Origin of the sequence: Variimorphobacter saccharofermentans, assembly GCF_014174405.1 — a bacterium.
Classification (GTDB): domain Bacteria; phylum Bacillota; class Clostridia; order Lachnospirales; family Lachnospiraceae; genus Mobilitalea; species Mobilitalea saccharofermentans.
In genome coordinates, this window is the sequence record NZ_JACEGA010000001.1 from 2,103,386 (window position 1) to 2,128,006 (window position 24,621).

A 24,621-nucleotide genomic window follows, 5' to 3' on the forward strand; every position below is an offset into this window, starting at 1 on the left:
TGACCTAAATATACAATATATGAAATGCATTGATAATGCAATGAATTGATACGTTTGATGCTGTGGCGGACTTTCATATAAAATAGGTACAGGATTATGTATATTCCACTCTGAATATATATCCTGTACCTATTATGATGTGTGTTGTTGTTATTACGAGATCTGCTTTGTACCAAACTCCTTACATTCGTTCAGCCCCTTCTCGTCAGGTACCCATAAATATCGGAACCCATCGGATACCAGTTCGAAGCCTGCATCATTTAGTGCATTGGATAGCTGCTTTACTGACTCTCCACTCCAGCCATAGCTTCCAAAGGCCGCTGCCTTTTTATTCTGGAATTTTAAACCTTTTATCATCTCTAATAACCCACCAAGAGAATGCATGAAACCGTTATTGATCGTAGGGGATCCTAGGAATATCATCTTCGACCGGAATATCTCAGTTATAATATCATTCTTATCTTCTTTCGAGGAGTTCATTATCTTAACGGTAACGGTAGGGTCTGCCTGCTCAATACCCGCTGCGATTGCCTCTGCCATTTTCCTAGTGGCATTCCACATGGTATCATAGATGATAGTTACCTGATTTTCCTGATAATCCTTAGCCCAGGTCATATACTGCCCCACTATCTGAAGCGGATTATCCTTCCATATCACTCCATGACTTGGGCAAATCATGGAAACCGGTAATTGTAATTTCAACACTTCTTCAATTTTCTTCACTACAAGTTTACTAAAGGGAGTTAGAATATTCGCATAATACTTAATTGCTTCTTCATACAACTGTGCAGTATCTGCTGTATCATTATTAAGAGATTCTGTAGCAAAATGCTGGCCAAATGCATCGTTACTAAATAAAATGTTTTCACCGGACATATAGGTAAACATAGAATCTGGCCAATGTAACATAGGCGCTTCCACAAAGATAAGCTTACATTCACCAATATCAAGAACATCCCCTGTTTTTACGGTTACAAAATTCCAATCCTGATGATAATGACCTTTTAAAATCTTTGCTCCATTTGCTGTACAATATATGGGTGTATCAGGAATTTCTCTCATTAGCTCCGGTAATGCGCCACTATGATCGATTTCAGAATGATTTGCGATGATATAATCAATCTCTTTCAAATCAATTTCCTGTTTAAGTCGTGTTACAAATTCCTTATCATATGGCTGCCACACAGTATCAATTAATACAGTCTTCTCATCCCTTATAAGATAAGAATTGTATGAGGAACCTTTTCGCGTAGAATATTCATTCCCATGAAATGACTTCAGTTCCCAATCCACTTTTCCAACCCAGGTTACCTTCTCTGTTATTTTTTTGCTCATTATTATCTTCCTCCTATTCATTTGATAGCATTAGCTTGAATTTCTATCGTTATGTGTATTATATACTCATATGAAGAAAAACAAACATGATTCAAATCACAGTTTCCTACCAACTTGAATGGAAGTTATGTTTTCATACTATATTTCAGTAATTAATATTGAAAGCTCCATAATTTAATTAACTTTCTAAGACAGAAGGGATAATCAATCTTGGCAATATCAGTGGTGGTATAGATTGGAATTTCTGTATACAGCATATCATTAATATAGTAACTTGCCTTTCCGATTACACTATTGGATTTAACAGGTGCCTGAAGCATTTTAGGAATATCGTATTCTATACGAACAGCCTCATCATCCCGCAATAATAGCGATATATTTCCCTCTATATCAAGCTTCTCATACTTTTGCTGTCCGTCCTTAACAAAAACAGGATCAAATTTCTTGTCTTCGAATATTTGCCTTTTCTTATAATTTTTAATACCATAATTCATCAGTTCCTTGGTATCCATCCATTTCAGGTTTCTACTGGGAGGCCATCCACTTCCAAGTACGACGGATATCAGCGTTCTGTCCTGTCTTTTAACAGCTCCGACAAAGCAATATCCTGCTCCTCCGGTGAAACCTGTCTTTACACCAATGGCGCCTTCCATCATATATAAGAATTTATTCTTATTTGAAACACTGAATTTTCTACCACTATTAATCTCTTGAAAGACATGGGAGGGTGTATTGGTAATTGCTATAAATTTATCATTTTTAATGGCATAGCTTGCAATCATTGCCAGATCCTTCGCGGTAGTATGATGTCCTTCTGCATCCAGACCATTAGGAGTTACAAAGTTTGTATTGTTACAACCCAGTTCTCTTGCTTTATCATTCATCATCGTAGCAAAGCCTTCCACTGAGCCTCCTACATGCTCCGCAATGGCTACTGCCACATCATTATGACTCTCCAGCATAAGGGAATATAATAAATCCTTTAGATAATATTTCTCACCGGGTTTTATATTTAATTGAACATCGGGCATTTTTGAAGCATAAGCGGATACGGTTACGACATCGGATAGATCTGAATTTTCCAGGGTTACAATACAGGTCATAATCTTGGTAGTACTAGCCATTGGCATCTCTTGATAACCATTTTTCTCATAAAGTATCCGATTATTTGATCCATCCATAAGCAAAGCAGAACGAGCATGTAGCTTCATTGTATGTACCGATGACTCTTTTTTTGCTTCATTTAGATTCTCGTCCTTTGATTCTGTTATCATTTTCTGATATTCATCTTGATTTTCTAAAGCTCTTATATTTTCTTCCTTTAATTCTTTTTCAAAGTCATTATAAGAAAGTCCAGTGAAATTAATAATTTCCTCATAATATCCTTTTATACTACGAAGTTCCATAATTGAAATCAAAAGAAGTAATACTCCACATAAAATTACTTTCAAATTTTCGCTTTTCAATGGTATCATCCTATCATTTTCTTACTTTAAATTTATTTTGAAAATAATATAATATTCATAAAATTCTGATATATTGACTTTAGACTACTGGAAATAATCTTTGGGCTCGCGGCCAAGTAAATAAAAAAGAGCAGGTATACTGTTATACTTACATCGAAAGTCCACAAATAAATGAGATTGAATTAGTTGTGGAAACTCAAACTTAGTATAACATCCTACCTGCTCGTATGCAGAAGCTTGGATTTTACTAATATAAACTATAATCTTCGTTTAAAATCCTCATACCCGAATTCTTTGATACGTTTTAGTTCCTTATTCTCAGTGAATAAATAGATAGACGGAAGATTAATTCCGTTAAAGGTATTGTTCTTAACCATGGAGTATATTGCCATATCACAAAAAACCAGTCGATCTCCAAGCTGTAAGGGGTCAGTAAAGGAGTAATCGCCAATCACATCACCGGCCAGACAGGTTGGACCTCCCAGACGATACGTGTACGGATATTCTCCAGGCATTCCTGAGCCAATAATATTAGGACGGTATGGCATTTCAAGAACATCCGGCATATGACATGCTGCCGAAGTATCCATAATCGCCAGCTGCATACCATTTTCGTTTAACTCAAGCACGGAGCTTACCAGATAACCGGCATTCAGTGCAACTGCCTCTCCCGGTTCCAAATATACCTGAACCTGATATTTACTTTTGATATGATTAATACAACGGATTAAGGTGTCAAGATTGTAACTAGCTCTGGTAATATGATGACCACCGCCAAAATTAATCCATTTCATTTGTTGCATATAAGGCGTAAACTTCTCTTCCACTACTCGAAGGGTTCGCTCCAGTACATCTGAATCTTGTTCGCACATAGTATGAAAATGCAAGCCATCTATTCCTGTCAGATCTGCCTTCTCAAGCTTCGAAGCGGCAATACCAAAACGGGAATTTTCAAAGCAGGGATTATACATATCGGTTTCAATTTCCGAATATTCTGGATTGATTCTCAATCCGCAGGAAATCTTTCTTCCACTGTTTTGTACTCTATCTTTGTATTTATCCCATTGCGGAAGGGAATTAAAGACGATGTGATCACATATGGATATAATCTCATCCATTTCCTCCTCCCGATAAGCGGGAGCAAAGATATGAACTTCTTTTCCCATTTCTTCTTTACCAAGCCTTGCTTCAAACAAAGAACTGGCCGTAGTTCCACTTAGATATTTCCCAATTAAAGGATATGTGGTATACATGGAAAATGCCTTTTGTGCCAGTAATATTTCACAACCGGTACGATCCATAACCGATTTTAATATTTCAAGATTCTTCTTTAACAATCCTTCGTCTATGACATATGAGGGAGTGGTTACTTTGGTAAAATCGATATTCATCCTAACTCCAATCCTTTAGTTAATAACAGTATATTTCTGATGATTAATCAACAATTTCTGGCTTAAATGTTTCTTTCCAGGGCAAACCACATTCGTTCAATTTATTCATAAAAGGATCTGGATCAAATTCCTCTACATTGTATACACCTGGTTTCTTCCATTTACCTGTGAGTACCATCATAGCACCAATCATTGCGGGAACTCCGGTAGTATAGGAAATGGCCTGTGATCCCACCTCGCGGTAGCATTCCTCATGATCACATACATTGTATACATAATACTGTACTTCTTTTCCATCCTTAATACCAGTATAAATACATCCGATATTCGTCTTTCCTTTTGTTCTCGGCCCTAAGGAAGCTGGGTCAGGAAGAACCGCTTTTAAGAACTGAAGAGGTACAATTTTATGACCTTCAAAATCAATGGGTCCAATGGAGGTCATTCCAACATTTTGAAGCACTCTTAAATGTGTAAGATAGCGTTCGGAAAAAGTCATAAAGAAACGAATTCGTTTGATTCCCGGAACGTTAAGTGCCAGGGATTCTATTTCTTCATGATGAAGAAGATACATGTCCTTTTCGCCGATCTCCGGGAAATTATACACTCTCTTAATCTCCATGGGCTCTGTTTCGATAAACTGACCATTTTCAAAATAACTACCCTTTGCGGTTACTTCACGGATATTAATCTCCGGATTAAAATTTGTTGCAAAAGGATAGCCATGATCCCCTGCATTGGCATCCAGAATATCAATGGTATGAATTTCATCAAAATAATGCTTTAATGCGTATGCAGTAAATACTCCGGTTACACCGGGATCAAAGCCACAGCCAAGCACTGCAGTAATTCCAGCCTTTTCAAAGCGTTCCCGATAAGCCCATTGCCATTTGTATTCGAACTTCGCCGTATCCAGCGGTTCGTAATTTGCCGTATCCAGATAATCTACTTTCGTTGCCAGACATGCATCCATGATCGTAAGATCCTGATAAGGAAGTGCAACATTGATTACGATATCCGGTTTAAATTTTTCAATAAGAGCAATAACCTCTTCTGTCTTATCCGCATCAACCTGTGCTGTCGTAACTTTGGTCTTATATTTTTTTACCTGTTCTTTTAATGCGTCACACTTTGATAATGTTCTGCTGGCAATACATATTTCTTCGAAGACATCGGAGTTCTGACAACATTTATGAACTACTACACTGGCCACGCCTCCCGCTCCGATAATTAATGCTTTACTCATTAATAACCCTCCTTATATTCGGTGTTCAGACAATTGCGTTATTATTTATAATATTTTATAATTGAAGTATTAGCTCTCGCAGCAGCTTGCATGCCAGTGCCGTCGAAGCTCCACTTTGATCATATGTTGGAGAAAGCTCGTTCATGTCCGCTGCTATTACATCAAGTTGAAATACCTTATTTAATGCTTCCGTCAATTGAGTATAGGTAACTCCACCTGCTTCCGGCGTTCCAGTGCCAGGAAATACTGCTGGATCCAGAACATCTAAATCGATGGTCAGATAAACCGGCTTACCTTTTAACGCTTCCACTGTAAGATTTAGTTTATCCAGGTTGAATTTCTGCATGAACACATGGTCCTTAGCCCAGGTAAATTCTTCCCGATCACCACTTCGAATACCGAACTGATAGATTCTACCATCACCGACAAGCTCCCAGCAACGTCGCATCACACTTGCGTGGGAAAGCTTCTCTCCCAAATAATCATCCCTAAGATCCGCATGAGCATCAAAATGGATGATTCTAAGGTCCGGATACTTTTTTACCGCCGCGCGAATACTACCTAAGGTTACCAGATGTTCTCCTCCAATCATAAGAGGTTTTTTATGATCCTTTAAAATCTGTGCTGTCATATCTTCGATAGTATTTAATACCCGTTCCGTATTTCCAAAACCAAATTCCAGATCACCGGCATCAAAAACCTTCAAATCTGTTAAATCTAAATCTAAATATGGGCTATAGGTTTCTATTCCATAACTCTCATTTCGAATGGCAGCGCTGGCAAATCTGGTTCCCGGACGATACGATGTGGTTCCATCAAAGGGAGCACCGAACAGTACAATATCACTTTCTTCATATTCATGATCACAGGCAATAAACGTATGGATATTTCTATTCATTTTCATTTAACTGCTCCTTAACATAGTTTGGCAGTGCAAATGCACCACGATGAAGTTTTGTATTATAGTAGCTTGTCCTAAGTTCCAGCGAATTCCACTCTTCCTCTTGTAAATCCGTTAACGGATCATATTTCTTCGATGCATACCCAAAAAGCCAGTGACCGGAAGGATATGTGGGAATATGTGCCTGATATACTTTCGCAATGGGAAAGGTTTCCTTGATACGATGATGTGCTCTCTTCATGGCTTCTACATAGGCATCATAATAGGTGCTTTCATGCTGATTAACCAAAATCCCGTCTTCTGTCAGGGCATTGTAACAATTTCCGTAAAACTCTTTCGTAAATAATCCTTCTCCCGGTCCAAAGGGATCCGTGGAATCAACAAGGATCAAATCATATTCCGCTACTTTTCGACGTACATACTTCAGTCCGTCCTCATAATAGATATGAACCCTGGGATCCTCCAGACTACATGCTGTCTGAGGAAGATATTCCTTGCAGGCTTCTACCACCATTTCATCAATTTCAACCATATCAATTCGCTCAATGCCTTGATATCTGCAAAGCTCCCGGATGGTTCCTCCATCTCCGGCACCGATTACAAGAACACTTTTTACATTAAGATTAGTAGCCATGGGAACATGAACAATCATATCATGATAGATGAACTCATCCCGTTCAGTTACCATAAGACATCCGTCCAATACAAGAGCTTTACCAAATTCATACGTATCTAATATGGCGATATGTTGAAAATCGCTTTGATTACTATAAAGCTGCTCCTTCACCTTTAAGGAAAAATGTACATAATCGGAATGATGCTCCGTATACCACAACTCCATCTATTTACACCTGTACCTTTCTATGAAATCAGTGTCTGGCAGTCTACTCCTCAACAACATTAATGAATTCCACCTTCATATCCTTGGGTCCGGTTAATACACTGCCTTTATCTTTTGCATATTTGATATAATCGATAATATCCTTTGATATTCTTTCACCCGGAGCAAGAATGGGAATTCCGGGAGGATAACACATCACGAATTCTCCAGCAATATGTCCGATTCCATCCTCCAGGGCAACGGATTTTTTGGGTGAATAAAAGGCTGCCTGTGGTGTTAATTCTACCACTGGATCAATATATTCATGATTTAGCATTCCAACCTTTTCTTTTCCGTATAAACGCTTTATTTCGGATAGGGCGGATATTAACCTTTCGATTTCAAATTGCCTGTCACCGGCTGTAACCATGGCCAGAATATTACCAATATCACCGAACTCAATCTGTATATCATATTCATCTCGAAGTAAATCATATACTTCTACACCCGCCAATCCTATATTACTTGTATGAATGGATAGTTTGGTACGATCAAAATCGTATACAGTATCCCCATTGATTATTTCACTGGAATAAGCATAATAGCCTCCTAATTTATTAATTTCGGTTCTTGCATATTCAGCAAGATACATGGTTTTTGCAACGATTTCCTTTCCATGGAGTACCATATGTTTTCTGGCAAGATCTAACGACGTTAATAATAAATAGGACCCGCTGGTAGTCTGGGTAAGATTTATGATTTGCCTCACATAACCCGGATCTATACTATTTTTACATACTAAAAATGAACTCTGAGTTAATGAGCCTCCCGTTTTATGCATACTGACTGCAGCCATATCTGCTCCTGCATCCATGGCACTAATTGGTAATTCCTCACCAAAATAAAAATGTGCTCCATGTGCCTCGTCTACAAGCACATACATTCCATTCTCATGAGCTAATGTGACAATTTCTTTCAAATTCGAACAGACACCATAATAGGTAGGGTTATTAACTAGAATCGCCTTAGCATCCGGATTAGCATCCATTGTGGTCTTGATATCATTCACCGACATACCTAAAGGTATCCCTAGCTCATGATTTACACCCGGATTTACATAAACCGGTATTGCTCCACATACTACCAAGGCATTAATGGAACTCCGATGTACATTTCTTGGCATAATAATCTTATCCCCTGCTTTACAGGTGGACATAATCATCGCCTGAACGGCTGATGTGGTGCCATTCACCATAAAAAAAGCTGCATCTGCATGAAAAGCCTCTGCAGCTAATTCTTCCGCCGCTTTAATCACGGATACCGGATGAATCAGATTATCTAAGGGTTTCATGGAATTTACATCAACCTTCAGACAATCCATTCCCAGGAATTCAGTCAGTTCTGGGTTACCTCTTCCTCCCTTATGTCCAGGAACATCAAAAGGAACCACTCGATTTTTTTTATGCTTTAATAAAGCTTCATGGATGGGTGTGTTTTGCTGTGTATAATTCATAGTATATTCCGCTCCGCCAATTAATAAATATTCATACCACTGAATATTTCAATCATTTCCTTACGCAGACTATTCGTAATATCAAGTCTTTGCTTCGGAGGTAGTTCATATACATCTTTATTAAAGAGATAATTCTGAAGTTCAATTTCTTTAATCAGCATCTTGGTATGAAAAATATTAGATTGATATACATTTACATCAATTGCATCGTATCTTGTTAAGGTATGATCATCTATATAATCCTGAATCGAAGTAATATCATGGTCAATAAAATACTTCATGCCGTGTACATCACGAGTAAACCCTCTGACACGATAATCTATGGTTATAATATCGGAGTCAAAGCTTCCGATCAAATAATCCAATGCATTCAATGGCGAAATCTCGCCACAAGTAGAAACATCGATATCTACGCGAAAAGTGGATATAGAATTATCCGGATGATGTTCGGGAAATGTATGCACAGTAACATGGCTTTTATCAAGATGTGCATGAACAGTATCTCTCGAATTTGATAAGTACTTTCCTTGATTACAGGATTCATCAATATGCTCCGACGATAAAGAGCCTTCTGCAATAAGAATATTCACAGAAGCTCCCTGGGGATCATAATCCTGTTTTGATATATTCAAAATATGTGCACCGATCATGTCGGTTACATCAACTAATATCTTCGTCAATCGATCCGAGTTGTATTGCTCATCAATATATGCAATATAATCTCTTTGCTCTCTCTCACTTTTTGCATAGCAAACATCATAAATGTTAAAGCTAAGTGTTTTTGTGAGGTTGTTAAAGCCATATAACGTAAGCTTTGTATCCAACCCTAACATCACGACCTTTCTATCAATAGTATCTCTGTACAGTATGGACTATTATACAAAAATGTTTTAAAACATGCAAGTACTTTTTTTACTATTTCTAAACACCGAGTTTAGTATTACTTTCACTTTTTGCATATAATTTATAGAATCTTAAAAAGGATATAGAGATAAATTGAATTTAATTAAATAGAGAATAATTATTAATACTAGGAAATGCTGAATATTAGGTTAGCATAGGACTCACCTGAATTAATATGATCGTATAGAATTAAAAAGGATAACTACATTTTTCGTACTATCAGATAGATTAATTCATTCATCAATCCGTCCAATAAGGAATCTCGAAAAAGTGTTACCCTAACTTTGCATCATATTTTATATATTGCTTTACATTTAAATATCAAGCTTTAATTGAATTTCTTCTTCTGCTTCAATTTTGAAATCTTCAATTTTTTCTGGGTTCATAACCGGAAGAGAATCTAAAGACTGTAGACCAAAGCTTCGCAAGAACTCTTCTGTAGTACCAAAAAGAATAGGTCTTCCGGGTGCATCCATTCTTCCCATTTCACATACCAGATTATATTCCACTAGTTTATTTACAGCATGATCGGACTTTACTCCACGAATTGCTTCAATTTGGAGTTTTGTGATCGGCTGCTTGTATGCAATGATGGATAAGGTCTCTAATAATACATCCGTCAAAACGTGTTTTTTTGGAATATGAGTTATTTTAATGATAGTTTCATACATCGACGGTTTTGTACATAGTTGATATGCCCCATCAAGTTCGATAATCTTAATGCCTCGTTCTTCAGCCTCATATCGGTCCATCATGTTATGTATAATTTTACGGGTTGTTTCCTCGTCATGGTCTATAGCTCCGGCAATTCGTTCCAGCTCCACTGCTTCTCCCATAGTAAATAAGATTGCTTCAATCTGCGCTTCTGTTACCAAAAGTTCCATTATGCTTCCGCCCCTTCCATTTGTATGATATCTGTAGCTAGATAGGTTATATTAATATCATCAAACAGACATTCCTGCTCAATCTGAACTCGTCCTAATTTCATTAATTCCAAAATACATAAAAATGTTACGATTACCTCCATTTTACTATGCTGTGCTTCCAGTAGATTTCGAAATGAAAATGTCTTATGGAGCAATCCATATTCCTGTATCTGAATAAATTTAGCAGAAAGATTAATTTCCTCCTTCTCAATTTTGCCAAATTTGCTACGAATTGGATCGATCTTATCCACCTGCTTTTTGACAATCGACTTAAAGATTTCATGCAGACGGGATAATGTCAGATCACTTAGTAATTCTTCCAGATTAATATCTTCTTTAAAATCAGCTATTTCCTGTGGAATGGTCGGTGGTTTAAACATTACTCTGGAAGCATCTAGCTGTTTGTCTTTTAACTCCTCAGAGATATATTTATACATCTTATATTCTAATAAGCGATCCACCAGTTCCTGTCTTGGATCGATTGGTTCATCTTCCTCATCTACTTCAACCGGAAGAAGCATTTTTGACTTGATGTTAATCAGTGTCGCTGCCATAACTAGAAATTCACTCATGATTTCCATGTTTCTGGATTCCATTTGTTTAATATAATCCAGATACTGCTCTGTAATCTCCGAAATTGGTATATCATAAATATTGATTTTATTTTTATCAATCAAGTGAAGCAACAGGTCTAATGGACCTTCAAAAGCCTCTAACTTAACAGGAATGCTCATATAAGCTCCTTTCACCTTCACATTGCAATGTAACCACTACTATTTCCGGTATATTAAATAACCTTGGCATAATCGAATGTGATCCAAGGCCTCTGGATACAATTAGATGCTGCCCCTCTTCTGTATGATTTCCTGAATGATATTTTGGAAATAACTGCACCTGCGGTGATACCAATCCTCCGACTCCGGGAAGTCTAACCATACCTCCATGTAGATGACCGGATAAAGTTAAATCCGCTCCCCATGCAGCATATGTCTGAAAATAAATAGGATTATGTGCAACTAATATCTGGAATTCTTTATCCGTACGTTTGCCTATTAAAGATTCCACATATTCCACTGGCATCTCAGGGGATTTGTTATGTTCAAAATATTTAGGTTCTATAGAAAGACCCGTAATACGTAATTTCCCGTTCTTTCTGTTAATATATGTGCTTTGGTTATCTAATAATATAATACCTAAGTTTGATAGCTCATTTATATATTCTACCCAAGTAGAAATAACTGATTCTTCTGTATCTGAAGTATTTTGCAGTTCCCACAGCTGCTTCATCCTTTGTTCATGATTACCAAGAGAATAATAGACAGTATAATGTTTTGAAAGCTGTTTCATTAAAGAATATCCATTACTGGGACAACAGCTTTCTCTTTTATTAATCATGTCACCTGCAGTAATAATAAATTCCGGGTTTATTTCCTTAATCTTTCGAATTAGCCGTGCATTTTGCTTTCCAAAGGAATTATTATGAAGGTCAGCCAAAAGAACAAAACGTGTATTATGAAAGTCTTTTGGTAGTTTGTCTGACACGATTGTATATTTCGAAGTAACTAGTCGTTTATTCTCTATGTTCGATAAGAGAACGAGTAACAGTATTATACCAAGTACAATCATAAAGCCCTGCATGCCTGACTCCTTTGGGTTCTCACATTATATTCCGTACCTATTATACTATACTAATTAGCTTCACAAGTGTCAATAAGTAATCTGCTGTGTTCTTGTTATGGGGAATGTAAGTGAAGGGGATGCTGCATAGTATATCAACAGGAACGGTGACTTACCTCACACACAGACGGAAGTACAGATTGCTGATTTTATATGTCTCAGGCGAATATTTATATTCGAATACGAACAATAAATATTCGCCTGATTCATACAAAATACAGCAACATGTTCTTCCGACAGTGCATTATGGTAAGTCACCGTCCCTGCTAATTATACTATGCAGCATCCCCTGTCGATACATTAGGCTCTACAGAACAGAGCCTAATGTATCGACGAGTACAAATACAGTAATTTAATTTTCCAATTCTGTTAGTGTTCTTGATATTTTATCTTCGTTAGTATATTAGGCTCTACAGTACAGAGCCTAATGTATCGACGAGTATAAATACACAAATTTAATTTTCCAATACGGATTGGTTCTTGATATAATATCTTCGTCAGTATATTAGGCTCTACAGTACAGAGCCTAATGTATCGACGAGTATAAATACACAAATTTAATTTTCCAATTTGGATATTGTTCTTGATATTTTATCTTCGTCAGTATATTAGGCTCTACAGTACAGAGCCTAATGTATCGACGAGTATAAATACACAAATTTAATTTTCCAATACGGATTGGTTCTTGATATAATATCTTCGTCAGTTATTAGGCTCTACAAAACAGAGCATGATGTATCGATTTCATACTCCATAAAGTTTTAATGAAAAGTATACATTCTGGTGTATGCTCTATCTGGGTTGATTTATGGTTGTGGTTTCCCCATGAAATACTTGACAAGGAGTTGTAGGAAATAGTCTTTAAAGCCTGCTTTTTCTATCTTCTCTGTTGAGAGTATTTCAATTGATCCGATCTTTTCGTTTTCATAATAATATGTAATCTCACCTATTTTGTCACCAATTTGTACAGGTGCTTCCACCGCGTCCATTAAGACAACTTCTTTTCGGATTTTCTCCGGTGTCTTTCCCTTTACACATAGATAGGAAAAATTGCTGCCTGTTTTTCCTTCCACTTTCTCTGTAACACCCTTTACTACTCTCACTGGTTCCAGTGTAATGTCCGAGTTATCATCAGTATAGATACTATAATTTGCAAATCCGTAATTCAGTAGCTTGGAAGCCTCCATGAATCTGGTCTTTGTATCCGGAGCCGCCATGATTACAGCAATCAAATCCATATTATTTCTTCTGGCTGAAGCAGATACACAGAATTTAGCCAGGCTGGTAGATCCTGTTTTCAATCCTGTTATTCCCTGATAGAATTTCACTAATTTATTCGTGTTGGTAAGCCCGAATTCTGACTGTCCTTTTTTCGTGGTATGTATAATGGTATCCATCCAGATTGTCGCATAATTGCTGATTTCCGGATGCTTTGTTATCAATTCCCGGGACATCAGTGCCACATCATATGCAGAGGAATAATGGTTATCCGTATCCAACCCACAGCAGTTCACAAAGTTCGTATTATTCATTCCCAGTTCTTTGGCCTTTGCATTCATTCGTGCTACAAATTCCTCCTCAGAGCCTGCGATAAACTCTGCCATTGCAACAGAGGCATCATTAGCACTTGCAATACTGATACACTTAATCATCGTTTCCACCGTTTGTACCTCAAAGGGCTCCAGATAAACCTGGGATCCTCCCATGGAAGCCGCATGCTCGCTAACACTCACCTCATCTGTCAGCTTGATTTGATTTGCATCCAATGCCTCAAAGATCAATAATAAAGTCATAATTTTTGTGATGCTCGCCGGCTTCAGACGTTCATCCTTATTCTTTTCAAATATGACAGTACCCGTAGATCCCTCAATTAATACGGCGGAAGGAGTACTTAGCTCAAGCCGGGCATCAGCCGGTGCTGTAACCATCACAGCATCCCCTTCCTTATCCGGCTTCGTATTGTTTACCTTGGCATATAAGGTATTAGGAAATAGTAAGATAAGAACTACAGAACATATGAGGAAAACTGCTACGATTCTTTTCATTTCTTACTCCGCAAAAATGTATTATTACTATTTTAATCCATGCTATTTGGTTTTAGACCAACCTAAGTAAAATAGTCTTAAGTTTTTTGAAGTTAATCTATTTGACAGTAACCCTACAGATAAATGTCTTTCCGTTGACTTTAGCAGTGATAAATGCTTTCCCTTTTTTATTGGCTTTTACCCTGCCAAACATGGATACGGATACGATCTTTGGATTACTGCTTTTCCAACTCACAAAGGAATGATTACCATTTATTCTCAGGTGACAGGCATCTCCTTTTTTTAGTTGCAGCTTCTTTTTGTTAATATTAATGACATAGACACGGCACTTTAGAATGGTATTATCTGTTTCAGCTAAAATATAGGTTTTTCCAACTCTATGTGCTCTGACTCTTCCATTAAAATTCACACCGGCCACTCTGAAATTCGTGGAGGTATAAGTTACTCTCTTATTAATACCATAAACAAAAAGTTTATATTCCTCACCCGGTATCATATATAATTGCTGTTTATTTAAATGAAGTGAAAAGGGAAGATTTATATCATCCAGAAAATAGAGTGATGTGCTTTGAAAGAAATATTTGCTTATCAGAAGTAAGGCTATGAGACAGATTAATATTCGGTATATGATGAATGCAATGGTCTTTTTACACTTCGGCTGATTACCCATGTAACCCCCTTTGTCTATCCTGCCTATCCTTATAATAATCTATGTAATAGTAATAAAAATATTGTACAAAGATAATAGATCCATGCAAATACTTAGATAAACAATTTGAAGGGATACTATTTAACGAAATCATTAAATGATATCTCTTCGGACTGAATTAATTTCTAAGGTATTTGTACGGATCTATGGGTAATATACATCGTTGATAAGTATGGCGGACTGAGGTGTTTCAGTCAGCTTTTCTGCGATATTTGACTTGTCTACACTTGTAGTACTCCATCTTTAGTTACAACAGCATAGACATAGGGTGGAGTTACTGGTTTCTCACTGCCAATCACATATGCCTGGAGAAATCTTTGCTTTGCTTCCTGCAATTTTGATGAATCGTTAGCATAAAGGGTTGCTAGAGAATCACCCTGGTTCACATAATCACCAAGCTTTTTATGAAGCCTAATTCCCACGCTTAAATCAATGATACTATCCTTGGTTTCACGGCCACCACCCAGAATAAGGGAGGTCATCCCAACCTCATCCGTATGGATATTTGTAATAAAGCCGCTGACCGGTGCACCAACCTCTTCTTCTATGGATGCTTTTGGAAGAATTCCGGTGTCATATACCGCCTTACTATCTCCGCCCTGAGCGCTGATAAATTCAGCAAATTTATCCAAAGCACTCCGATTTTCAATGGTTTGATACAATTTTTCTGTTGCTTCTTCTACATCCTTAGCTATACCGGCTCCGATTAACATATACGAAGCCAGTGTAATACTAACTTTTAGAAGGTCCTCCGGTCCGTTACCCTTTAAGGTCTCGATTGCTTCTATCACTTCTAAAGTATTACCAACGTTTTTCCCTAGTGGCTGGTTCATATCGGTGATGACTGCAAAGGTTTGACGACCAGCGATGGTGCCGATCTGAACCATTTCCTTTGCAAGAGCAAGAGAATCCTCATAGCTCTTCATAAATGCTCCACTACCGGTTTTAACATCCAATACAATAACATCAGAACCGGATGCTATTTTCTTACTCATGATACTGCTGGCGATCAAGGATAAATTGTCTACCGTTGCAGTTACATCTCTTAACGCATATATCTTCTTATCAGCCGGTGCAAGATTTGCTGTCTGACCAACGATAGCCATTTTAACTTTATTTACATTCTGAATGAATTGCTCCGTTGAAATCGTTGTTGAAAATCCTGGAAAGCTTTCCAGTTTATCTATGGTCCCACCGGTATGACCCAGACCACGGCCGGACATTTTAGCTACCGGAACACCTAATGCAGCGATCATCGGACTTAATACCAGAGAGGTTTTATCCCCTACTCCTCCTGTACTGTGTTTGTCCACCTTAACACCATGAATTTGTGATAGATCCAGGATATCACCACTATTTGCCATGGCTACAGTAAGTGCTGCTGTCTCCTCTTGATTCATACCGTTCAAACATACTGCCATTAAAAATGCTGACATTTGATAATCCGGTATGGTACCATTGGTAAAGCCTTGAACCATAAATTCAATTTCTTCCTTTGTTAATGTTTCCTTCTTCTTTTTTTTATTGATCAAATCATACATTTTCATAGATTGATCACCTCCGCTAAAATTACTATGTCCCATTAATTGATCAATAGCTTTTCAATGCTGTTACTATCATAGTTATGGAATAATTCTATTATATACCACATTCACAAAAAAATATATTATGATTTATCAGGATCATTCAAATTGAATTATGATTGACGTATGTGCAAAAAAAGGATAAAATAAATCAACTATAATCAAGGGAGAATGATAGAAATGAGTTTCAAATTTATAAAGGAAGTAATATCACCGGAAGAATTAGTTCGGACATATCCTTTGCCTGCAAGGGATGTTATTAGAAAAAAAGAAAGAGACAAGAGTATCAAGGATATATTTACTGGAGAATCTGATCGTTTTCTTGTAATCATTGGCCCTTGTTCGGCTGATAATGAAGACGCAGTATGTGATTATATCTCCAGATTGGCAACGGTTCAGGAAAAGGTACAGGATAAAATCATTATCGTACCAAGAATATATACGAACAAACCACGTACTACCGGCGAAGGATATAAAGGAATTGTTCATCAGCCCGATCCGGAAAAAGAACCTGACTTACAGGAAGGATTAATCGCCATGAGAAAAATGCATCTAAGAGCAATCGCGGAAAGTGGGTTAACTGCTGCGGATGAGATGCTGTATCCGGAAAACTGGCCTTATGTTGAAGATATCCTTTCCTATGTTGCCGTAGGTGCTCGTTCCGTAGAGGATCAACAGCATAGATTAACAATTAGTGGTATGGACGTTCCAGCAGGTATGAAAAATCCAACCAGTGGTGATTTTTCAGTTATGCTAAATTCCGTTGTTGCAGCTCAGGCTAGTCATACCTTTTTATACCGTACCTGGGAAGTGACAACCTCCGGTAATCCTCTGGCACATACCATTCTAAGAGGAGCAGTTAATAAACACGGCCAATCCAATCCAAATTATCATTATGAGGACTTAATTCGCCTTGTCAATATGTATAACGAACGTGATTTGCAGAATCCAGCCATCATTGTTGATGCGAATCATGCAAATTCGAATAAGCAATATCTAGAGCAAATTCGTATTGTAAAGGAAGTACTTCATAGTCGTAGATTATCACCAGAAATCGCGAATATGGTAAAAGGTGTAATGATCGAAAGTTATATTGAAGAAGGTAGTCAGAGGGTTACAGATCATGTCTATGGTAAATCCATTACAGATCCATGTCTTGGATGGCAGGATTCAGAAAAATTGATCTACACCATAGCGGATAGCATTTAGAAGCATAATCACTCTTCTAATTATCAAAGTAAATAGGGTATACAATAACACTGGATTTGAAGTATCATTGAACCGAAAGGTTTGGTGCCTCAAATCCAGTGTTTATATGTACATAATATTAATATCGATCAATATAAGATTTTCAGTTTATACTATGCTCTTGGGTGTGTGTTCATATATACCTCCCGGCTATTATTAGCTGGATTGGTGAGATATAGCTGTGTAGTAGTAATATCCGCGTGTCCAAGAAACTCCTGAACACTTCCCAGATCTGCTCCATTTCTAATCATGTGTGCTGCAAAAGTATGGCGTATCGCATTAGGACTTATATTCTTCATGCCAACCATTGCTGCATATCCCTTTAGAATTTTCCAAAGCCCCTGTCTGCTTAATTGCTCTCCGGATATATTAAGGAACAAATAATCCAGATCATATTTATTAAAGCATTCCTGGCGGATCTTCAGATATTGCTTTATTGCACTCTCGGCTGATTTACCAAATGGGATATTACGTTCTTTGAATTCTCTACATGTAATATATCGTCCTGTCATATTAATATCTGTTAATTTTAGCATGATTAACTCAGATACCTTAATTCCGGTAGCATATAAAAGTTCTAAGATAGCTCTGTCCCGAATTCCTTTAGGTGTATTGACATTCGGTTGCTGTAGTAACCGTTCCATCAAATCATTATCAATGATCTGAGGAGTCTTCTTAGATACCTTAGGTGCCTTTATTCGTTCGGAGGGGTCCCCTGTCATAATTCCATGCTTCACTAAATAAAGAAGGAAGGACTTTATTGATGCTATATTTCTGGATACGGACGAAGGAGAAAGACCTTCCTTTTCCAAGGATAATATATAAGAATTTAAATTTGTCTCTGTTATTTTTCCTACAGAAAATACACTTTGCTTATCCAAGAACGCCATTAACTTTTTCAAATCATTTTTGTAAGCTTGTAATGTATTCTTTGAAGCATGCTTCACATTTTGAAGATAAGCGATAAAATCCATTACATATTGTTCCATATCCGGCTTCCTCCTTCATAGCAGCAACCATAATAGTCATTACGTAAATAAGCTAAGGGATTTTTTTAGTATAAAGCCTCCTATATAAGCTTCCAGAAAACTCCCAATTAATATAGCTGCCGCTAAAAATATTAATATCATCATATATGATTTTAGTATCTTAAATATACTATCCATCCGTGAATGATTATCATGATAAATGCTTCGGTTTAATAAAAAGCCCTTATACAGACAAGCCAACGCAACCGGTAAGTATATAAGTCCATGCGGGAAATAATAAACCAATACCAATAGGATTCCCTTCATACCATACTGCATAGTTGCCGCAGAGATAAAGAAGCCGGTAAAAAATCCGAAGGAAGTTATTTTGAATGCCATATACGGTATTCCTAATATGGTTATACTTAGTAACCAAAAGATGAAGTATTCATTCAAATGCTTTCTCAAGGTATATTGAAACAATCCCGTATAATTAATATCACTGGATGTGATCTTTGAAAACACATTATCCTCATATTCTTGAATTTTCTGTATGTAATTATCCTGAAATACATTTGAACAGATAATACCAAAGAATAAACCAATCATTAATAGAAAAATCGATACTTGAATAATGTTTAATCGGTTTATATATAATTTTAACCGTTTCATCCTCTAGCCTACCCATCATTCAAACCTATATAAAATAGATATGATGGGAATTAGGAATTAGAACAAGCTGAATACGTTTCATCCAATCTTTGCTTTATACGCCAAGATCCCAGCTATTGTCTTGGCATCAACGATTTTACCCTGCATAATCATATCTGTTAATTCATCAATGGAGTGACGTTCAATTGATACATATTCATCCTCATCCAGATTCTGATTGGTGGGAGTAATATCCGTAGTATAAAAGATGCAGATTTTTTCATTACTAAATGCAACCGTAGTATATAAATCAAGCAAATGAAATACCTTTCCAGCCTTATATCCGGTTTCCTCTTCGCATTCACGAATTGCGCAGGTTCTGTTATCCTCTCCTTGATTTAAGCCTCCCGCAGGAATCTCCAGTGTATAATCATCGATTGCATTGCGATACTGTCGTACCATAATGATACTTCCATCCGAATCAACCGGGATCATTGCAGATGCACCATTATGTTGTATAAAATCAAAAACGGTGTGCTTACCATTTTCTAATTCAATTGTATCCTGGCAAAAATCGATAATACGTCCCTTGTGTATGCACTCTCTTTTTATTCTCTTGTACGGTATCATAATGCTCTCCTTAATCTAAATATATGAAATAAATATGCGGTATTTCTTCCAAATCCTGTAGGAACTGAAACAGGTAATGATTATTTATTACTCAGTTCCTCGCACTTCTTGTAGCAAGCATCCGTTGCCTTCATGATGGCATTACGGAAGCCATATTCCTCCAGTGCCTTTACTGCTGCAATGGTGGTTCCTCCCGGAGAACATACCTGATCCTTCAGTTTACCGGGATGTTCACCAGTTTCCAATACCAAGGCAGCAGAGCCCAATACAGTCTGAGCAGCCAGTTCATATGCTTTATCTCTTGGAATCCCGTAACTAACAACACTATCTGCTAAGGCTTCAATAAACATATAAACATAAGCTGGTGAACTGCCATTTGCACATACAACTGCGTTCATAAGACGTTCATCAAATACTTCATATTTCCCAAAGGATTTGAAAAAACGATCAATAATCTCCTTTTCTTCATCCGTAAAAGTATCCTCAGAGAAGCATATACCTGACATACCCTGTAGTACCATGGCTGGTGTATTTGGCATAGCTCTGACAATACGAACAGAATTACTCAGCATGCTTTTTATACTTTCTATTTTTATTCCTGCAGCGATAGAAATCACGATTTGATCCTTTGTCACTACATCCTTTATTTCATTAAGTACTACCGGAAAAAACTGAGGCTTCACTGCTAATACAAGATTCTTACATTGTTTTACCACAGAGCAATTATCCGTAAGAAATCGAATACCAGTCTGATCCGATACGAACTGGCTTCGCTCCTTTGATGCATCCGTAAATATCACTTCATTCTTGCCGAATGTGGCGGCAGCTGCTTTCATTAATGGTAACCCCATATTGCCGGCTCCTATAAATCCGAATAATGCCATAATTCCTCCAATCATCCGCATGACTACATCCCTGTGCCATTTGGTTTCCTTACCCTAGTCAAATTCTTATCTGTTATTTTATCACATTAAATCAAGAATAGGTAGTATTTCAGTAAAAAAATACTGTTCAGCCAAAATTGAATATTAGACAGAACAGCGATAAAGAGAGGATGTTGCAAAATTAATGCAGGGATTATAATTTACCATAATGCACTGTCGGAAAATATGTTACGGCATTTTATATGCCTCAGGCGAATATTCATGTTCGACTGAGACATACAAAATCAGTAACGCGTTTTCCGTCTGTATGTGAGGTAAGTTATAATCTTTGCTTATACATTTTGCAACATCCTTTTAATCCCCTGGTATTATGCTAATACATTTACAAATTCTTCAATACGATCCAGACCTTTCTTAATCTGTTCTAATGAAATTGCATAGGATAGACGGATATGATCATCAAAACCAAAATCCGCACACGGAATTACTGCTACATTATAATCTTCAATTAAAATTCTTGCGAGCTCAGAAACATTACCTATCTTAGAGCCCTTATATTCCATATCAAGAGTCTTGCTAATATCAACGAATAAATAAAATGCACCTTGGGGCTTTAATGCAGAAATATGCTTCATATTAGCTATTCTGTCATACATATAATCACGTCTTTTATTAAATTCAGCATGCATTTTACGAACAGAATCCTGCGGCCCAACCAACGCTTCATAGGCAGCTTTCTGTGCGATGGAATTGGGATTGGAGGTCTGATGACTTTGAACACTTCCCATCAGCTTAGCAATTTCTTTGGATGATCCGGTAAATCCAATTCTCCAACCTGTCATAGAATAGCTTTTTGCTACACCGCTGCAGGTAATCGTACGCTTGTATATTTCATCATTTAAGGAAGCGATACTTACTACCTCAGCACCATCATAAATTAGATGCTCATACATCTCATCAGATACCACATAGAAGTCTTTTCTAACCGCAACCTCTGCAATTGCCTCTAACTCTTCTCTGGTATAGATCATACCGGAAGGATTGTTGGGTGAATTTAAAATGAGTGCCTTCGTCTTCTCTGTGCACGCTGCCTCAATCTGAGCAGCTGTGACCTTATAATTCTGCTCTTTCTCCGCTCTGATGATTACCGGGACTCCGTCAGCCAGTCTAACGATTTCCGGATAACTAAGCCAAAAAGGTGCGGGTATAATTACCTCATCCCCAGGATTACATATAGCCTGGAATATGTTGGTTAGAGAATGCTTTCCACCATTGCTTACTACGATTTGATTTGGCTCGTATTTTATCTTATTAAAGTTTAGAAACTTATCGCATACTGCCTTTTTTAATTCCATAGTACCATCTGCCGGTGTATATTTCGTAAAGCCGCTATGTATTGCTTTGATAGCTGCTTCACAGATATTATCCGGAGTATTAAAATCAGGCTCTCCTGCACCAAAACCGACAACATCTATTCCCTTTTCTTTTAATTCTTTCGCCTTTGCCGTTATTGCTAATGTTGATGAAGGCTTAACCGCCTGTGCTTTTTTTGATAATGTTAACGCCATTGCTTGCACCATCCTTTATTTTATTATAGTATCCTTTGTTAAAATTCTTTACCATTGTAATATATAAGTTTTAATAATGCAATACAAATTTCATAAAAAATTCAAAAAAAGTATTTTCACAGGCTACCATATGTCCGTCTACGAAAGAATAGTTGTGCAAAATGTTCAAAAAAAATCTATTTTCCATGTTAAAAAGGGTGATGTTTTCACATCACCCTTTACATTACATTGTCAATTTAATTATTTTGCATAATCAGTCACTCTAGATTCTCTGATTACATTTACTTTAATCTGTCCCGGATATTCTAATTCGTCTTCGATTTTCTTAGATAAATCACGTGCCAGTAATACCATATCGGCATCACTGATCTGCTCAGGTACAACCATAACTCGGATTTCTCTACCTGCCTGAATTGCAAATGACTTGTCTACCCCTTTAAAGCCATTGGTAATATCTTCTAGTTGTTTTAATCTGTTGGTATATGTTTCCAGAGTTTCGCGTCTTGCTCCAGGTCTTGCTGCTGATATTGTATCAGCGGCCTGAACGATACATGCAATCAATGACTGGAATTCTACATCACCATGATGTGCCTCTACTGCATTAATTACCACCGGTGATTCCTTATACTTTCTACATAAGTCCACACCAATTTGTACGTGGGTTCCTTCAACCTCATGATCGATTGATTTACCAATATCATGCAATAATCCGGCACGCTTTGCAAGTCTAACATCAACACCGATTTCTCCGGCTAGAAGGCCGGATAAAATAGCCACCTCAATTGAATGCTTTAATGCATTCTGTCCATAACTTGTCCTAAATTTCATCTTGCCGAGGAGCTTAATGAGTTCAGGATGTATTCCATGAACACCTACTTCTAACGTAGCAGCTTCTCCCGCTTCCCTAATCATTACGTCAACTTCTTTTTGAGCCTTTTCTACCATCTCTTCGATTCTTGCAGGATGAATACGTCCATCCACAATCAGTTTCTCAAGGGCAATTCTTGCCACTTCTCTTCTGATTGGATCAAAAGCTGATAGTATAACCGCTTCAGGAGTATCATCAATAATCAGGTCAACTCCAGTCATTGTTTCCAATGTTCTGATATTACGACCCTCTCTACCAATGATCCTACCTTTCATTTCGTCGTTAGGAAGCTGAACAACCGAAATAGTTGTCTCAGCAACATGATCCGCAGCACATCTTTGAATTGCTGTAACTACATAATCCTTTGCTTTCTTATCCGCTTCTTCTTTTGCTTTGCTTTCCATTTCCTTTATCAGCAGAGCAGTCTCATGTTTTACTTCTTCTTCAACAGTCTTAATTAGATATTCCTTAGCTTGTTCGGAGGTTAATCCGGAAATCTTTTCTAACTCCTGTAATTGCTTTTCGTGGAATTCTTCCACTTCCTGCTTGATTTTATCAAGCTCGGCTTCTTTTACAGAAAGTCTGGCTTCCTTTTTTTCCAGTGCTTCGGTCTTTCTATCTAAAGTCTCTTCTTTAGTTAGAACCCGCTTCTCATAACGCTGCAATTCTGCTCTACGTTCCTTAGTTTCCCGCTCGAATTCATTTTTAGCTTTCAGAGCTTCCTCTTTCGCTTCGAGTAAGGCTTCACGTTTCTTAGTTTCAGCTGTTTTTAAAGCTTCATCTATGATTTCTCTTGCCTTTTCATCTGCATTGCCTATTTTCGCTTCATATACCTTAATGCGATAAGCAATTGCGATTTTCCAGGTAAGGACAGCAGCAACTACCAAGGTTATAAGAATAGCAATCGCTATTTTTAAAGCCTCGTGCACAGGAGCACCTCCTTATTTAATTTTCATTGTACAATATAGAAGAATTACTTTAAGTAAAATAGTTGAATTAACACAATATTCTTTCGTAACAAAAGAGTTACTAGAATTATTCCATTATTATGACTCTTAATTCAATCTCCATGAAATTTCTTCATGAATTTACTTAAATTTCATTCTCTTGTATAAATAATACAACATATAAATTTTATACTGTTTTTACGAAGATGTCAAGTATACTAACGAATAATTTATCTATTATGACAAAATATAGTATCAATATATTGAGTATATCCTTTGGCTATTCCACTATATAATCATTGAAAAATCTATTAGTATCCATTGAAATGTTTAAATATACAATAT

General features: G+C 37.1%; 21 protein-coding genes. 1 reads left to right on the forward strand and 20 read right to left on the reverse strand.

Annotation, left to right across the window (positions count from 1 at the left end; genetic code table 11):
• Positions 1-153: 153 nt before the first annotated feature.
• From H0486_RS09235 to H0486_RS09300, 14 genes are all read right to left on the reverse strand, one after another.
• Positions 154-1,335, reverse strand: coding sequence for an anaerobic nitric oxide reductase flavorubredoxin (locus H0486_RS09235; RefSeq protein ID WP_228352729.1), 1,182 nt, complete (start codon positions 1,333-1,335; stop codon positions 154-156).
• Between the two features lie 152 nt (positions 1,336-1,487).
• A complete protein-coding gene (locus H0486_RS09240; RefSeq protein WP_228352730.1) occupies positions 1,488-2,801 on the reverse strand; it encodes a D-alanyl-D-alanine carboxypeptidase family protein in 1,314 nt (437 codons plus the stop codon).
• 257 nt (positions 2,802-3,058) lie between these two features.
• Positions 3,059-4,192, reverse strand: coding sequence for a carboxynorspermidine decarboxylase (gene nspC / locus H0486_RS09245; RefSeq protein ID WP_228352731.1), 1,134 nt, complete (start codon positions 4,190-4,192; stop codon positions 3,059-3,061).
• Positions 4,193-4,235: 43 nt separating this feature from the next.
• Positions 4,236-5,435, reverse strand: coding sequence for a saccharopine dehydrogenase family protein (locus tag H0486_RS09250; protein ID WP_228352732.1), 1,200 nt, complete (start codon positions 5,433-5,435; stop codon positions 4,236-4,238).
• A gap of 55 nt (positions 5,436-5,490) precedes the next feature.
• The gene (speB, locus tag H0486_RS09255; protein WP_228354401.1) at positions 5,491-6,333 is read right to left on the reverse strand and encodes an agmatinase; all 843 of its coding nucleotides are present in this window, start codon (positions 6,331-6,333) and stop codon (positions 5,491-5,493) included.
• Positions 6,326-7,177: a polyamine aminopropyltransferase gene (gene speE / locus H0486_RS09260; protein WP_228352733.1), complete on the reverse strand. Its 852-nt coding sequence runs from the start codon at positions 7,175-7,177 to the stop codon at positions 6,326-6,328. The genes speB and speE overlap by 8 nt, the downstream gene beginning before the upstream one ends.
• Before the next feature lie 43 nt (positions 7,178-7,220).
• Complete coding sequence (locus tag H0486_RS09265; RefSeq protein WP_228352734.1) at positions 7,221-8,669, reverse strand: aminotransferase class I/II-fold pyridoxal phosphate-dependent enzyme; 1,449 nt, start codon at positions 8,667-8,669, stop codon at positions 7,221-7,223.
• Positions 8,670-8,689: 20 nt separating this feature from the next.
• Positions 8,690-9,493, reverse strand: coding sequence for an adenosylmethionine decarboxylase (speD, locus tag H0486_RS09270; RefSeq protein WP_334298903.1), 804 nt, complete (start codon positions 9,491-9,493; stop codon positions 8,690-8,692).
• A 393-nt stretch (positions 9,494-9,886) separates the two neighbouring features.
• Positions 9,887-10,456: an SMC-Scp complex subunit ScpB gene (scpB, locus tag H0486_RS09275; protein WP_228352736.1), complete on the reverse strand. Its 570-nt coding sequence runs from the start codon at positions 10,454-10,456 to the stop codon at positions 9,887-9,889.
• Complete coding sequence (locus H0486_RS09280) at positions 10,456-11,232, reverse strand: segregation and condensation protein A (protein WP_228352737.1); 777 nt, start codon at positions 11,230-11,232, stop codon at positions 10,456-10,458. The genes scpB and H0486_RS09280 overlap by 1 nt, the downstream gene beginning before the upstream one ends.
• On the reverse strand, positions 11,216-12,136 hold the full coding sequence (locus tag H0486_RS09285; RefSeq protein ID WP_228352738.1) for a metallophosphoesterase: 921 nt from the start codon (positions 12,134-12,136) through the stop codon (positions 11,216-11,218). The genes H0486_RS09280 and H0486_RS09285 overlap by 17 nt, the downstream gene beginning before the upstream one ends.
• An 845-nt stretch (positions 12,137-12,981) precedes the next feature.
• Positions 12,982-14,220, reverse strand: coding sequence for a D-alanyl-D-alanine carboxypeptidase family protein (locus tag H0486_RS09290; protein WP_228352739.1), 1,239 nt, complete (start codon positions 14,218-14,220; stop codon positions 12,982-12,984).
• A 97-nt stretch (positions 14,221-14,317) separates the two neighbouring features.
• The gene (locus H0486_RS09295; RefSeq protein ID WP_228352740.1) at positions 14,318-14,890 is read right to left on the reverse strand and encodes an Ig-like domain-containing protein; all 573 of its coding nucleotides are present in this window, start codon (positions 14,888-14,890) and stop codon (positions 14,318-14,320) included.
• Between the two features lie 260 nt (positions 14,891-15,150).
• Positions 15,151-16,476, reverse strand: a complete 1,326-nt coding sequence (locus tag H0486_RS09300; protein WP_228352741.1) for a pyrimidine-nucleoside phosphorylase — start codon at positions 16,474-16,476, stop codon at positions 15,151-15,153.
• Positions 16,477-16,692: 216 nt separating this feature from the next.
• Between H0486_RS09300 and H0486_RS09305 the strand changes: the two genes are divergently transcribed.
• Positions 16,693-17,721: a 3-deoxy-7-phosphoheptulonate synthase gene (locus H0486_RS09305; RefSeq protein ID WP_228352742.1), complete on the forward strand. Its 1,029-nt coding sequence runs from the start codon at positions 16,693-16,695 to the stop codon at positions 17,719-17,721.
• A gap of 152 nt (positions 17,722-17,873) precedes the next feature.
• Here H0486_RS09305 and H0486_RS09310 read toward each other — a convergent pair whose 3' ends face one another.
• The 6 genes from H0486_RS09310 to rny all read right to left on the reverse strand — a co-directional run bounded on the left by H0486_RS09310 (position 17,874) and on the right by rny (position 24,240).
• A complete protein-coding gene (locus tag H0486_RS09310; RefSeq protein ID WP_228352743.1) occupies positions 17,874-18,749 on the reverse strand; it encodes a tyrosine-type recombinase/integrase in 876 nt (291 codons plus the stop codon).
• A 39-nt stretch (positions 18,750-18,788) separates the two neighbouring features.
• A complete protein-coding gene (locus H0486_RS09315) occupies positions 18,789-19,400 on the reverse strand; it encodes a stage II sporulation protein M (RefSeq protein WP_228352744.1) in 612 nt (203 codons plus the stop codon).
• Positions 19,401-19,478: 78 nt separating this feature from the next.
• Positions 19,479-20,009, reverse strand: a complete 531-nt coding sequence (locus tag H0486_RS09320; RefSeq protein WP_228352745.1) for an NUDIX hydrolase — start codon at positions 20,007-20,009, stop codon at positions 19,479-19,481.
• A gap of 80 nt (positions 20,010-20,089) precedes the next feature.
• Entirely contained in the window at positions 20,090-20,893 is an 804-nt protein-coding gene (gene proC, locus H0486_RS09325) for a pyrroline-5-carboxylate reductase (protein ID WP_228352746.1), read from the reverse strand.
• Between the two features lie 368 nt (positions 20,894-21,261).
• Positions 21,262-22,461, reverse strand: coding sequence for a pyridoxal phosphate-dependent aminotransferase (locus tag H0486_RS09330; RefSeq protein ID WP_228352747.1), 1,200 nt, complete (start codon positions 22,459-22,461; stop codon positions 21,262-21,264).
• A 240-nt stretch (positions 22,462-22,701) separates the two neighbouring features.
• Positions 22,702-24,240, reverse strand: coding sequence for a ribonuclease Y (gene rny / locus H0486_RS09335; protein ID WP_228354402.1), 1,539 nt, complete (start codon positions 24,238-24,240; stop codon positions 22,702-22,704).
• Between the last annotated feature and the right edge of the window lie 381 nt (positions 24,241-24,621).

Coding starts and splice junctions, on each gene's coding strand:
- H0486_RS09235 (WP_228352729.1), bottom strand. CDS start 1,335: ATGAGCAAAAAAATAACAGAGAAGGTAACCTGGGTTGGAAAAGTGGAT.
- nspC (WP_228352731.1), bottom strand. CDS start 4,192: ATGAATATCGATTTTACCAAAGTAACCACTCCCTCATATGTCATAGAC.
- H0486_RS09250 (WP_228352732.1), bottom strand. CDS start 5,435: ATGAGTAAAGCATTAATTATCGGAGCGGGAGGCGTGGCCAGTGTAGTA.
- speB (WP_228354401.1), bottom strand. CDS start 6,333: ATGAATAGAAATATCCATACGTTTATTGCCTGTGATCATGAATATGAA.
- speE (WP_228352733.1), bottom strand. CDS start 7,177: ATGGAGTTGTGGTATACGGAGCATCATTCCGATTATGTACATTTTTCC.
- H0486_RS09265 (WP_228352734.1), bottom strand. CDS start 8,669: ATGAATTATACACAGCAAAACACACCCATCCATGAAGCTTTATTAAAG.
- scpB (WP_228352736.1), bottom strand. CDS start 10,456: ATGGAACTTTTGGTAACAGAAGCGCAGATTGAAGCAATCTTATTTACT.
- H0486_RS09280 (WP_228352737.1), bottom strand. CDS start 11,232: ATGAGCATTCCTGTTAAGTTAGAGGCTTTTGAAGGTCCATTAGACCTG.
- H0486_RS09285 (WP_228352738.1), bottom strand. CDS start 12,136: ATGCAGGGCTTTATGATTGTACTTGGTATAATACTGTTACTCGTTCTC.
- H0486_RS09290 (WP_228352739.1), bottom strand. CDS start 14,220: ATGAAAAGAATCGTAGCAGTTTTCCTCATATGTTCTGTAGTTCTTATC.
- H0486_RS09295 (WP_228352740.1), bottom strand. CDS start 14,890: ATGGGTAATCAGCCGAAGTGTAAAAAGACCATTGCATTCATCATATAC.
- H0486_RS09300 (WP_228352741.1), bottom strand. CDS start 16,476: ATGAAAATGTATGATTTGATCAATAAAAAAAAGAAGAAGGAAACATTA.
- H0486_RS09305 (WP_228352742.1), top strand. CDS start 16,693: ATGAGTTTCAAATTTATAAAGGAAGTAATATCACCGGAAGAATTAGTT.
- H0486_RS09310 (WP_228352743.1), bottom strand. CDS start 18,749: ATGGAACAATATGTAATGGATTTTATCGCTTATCTTCAAAATGTGAAG.
- H0486_RS09315 (WP_228352744.1), bottom strand. CDS start 19,400: ATGAAACGGTTAAAATTATATATAAACCGATTAAACATTATTCAAGTA.
- H0486_RS09320 (WP_228352745.1), bottom strand. CDS start 20,009: ATGATACCGTACAAGAGAATAAAAAGAGAGTGCATACACAAGGGACGT.
- proC (WP_228352746.1), bottom strand. CDS start 20,893: ATGGCATTATTCGGATTTATAGGAGCCGGCAATATGGGGTTACCATTA.
- H0486_RS09330 (WP_228352747.1), bottom strand. CDS start 22,461: ATGGCGTTAACATTATCAAAAAAAGCACAGGCGGTTAAGCCTTCATCA.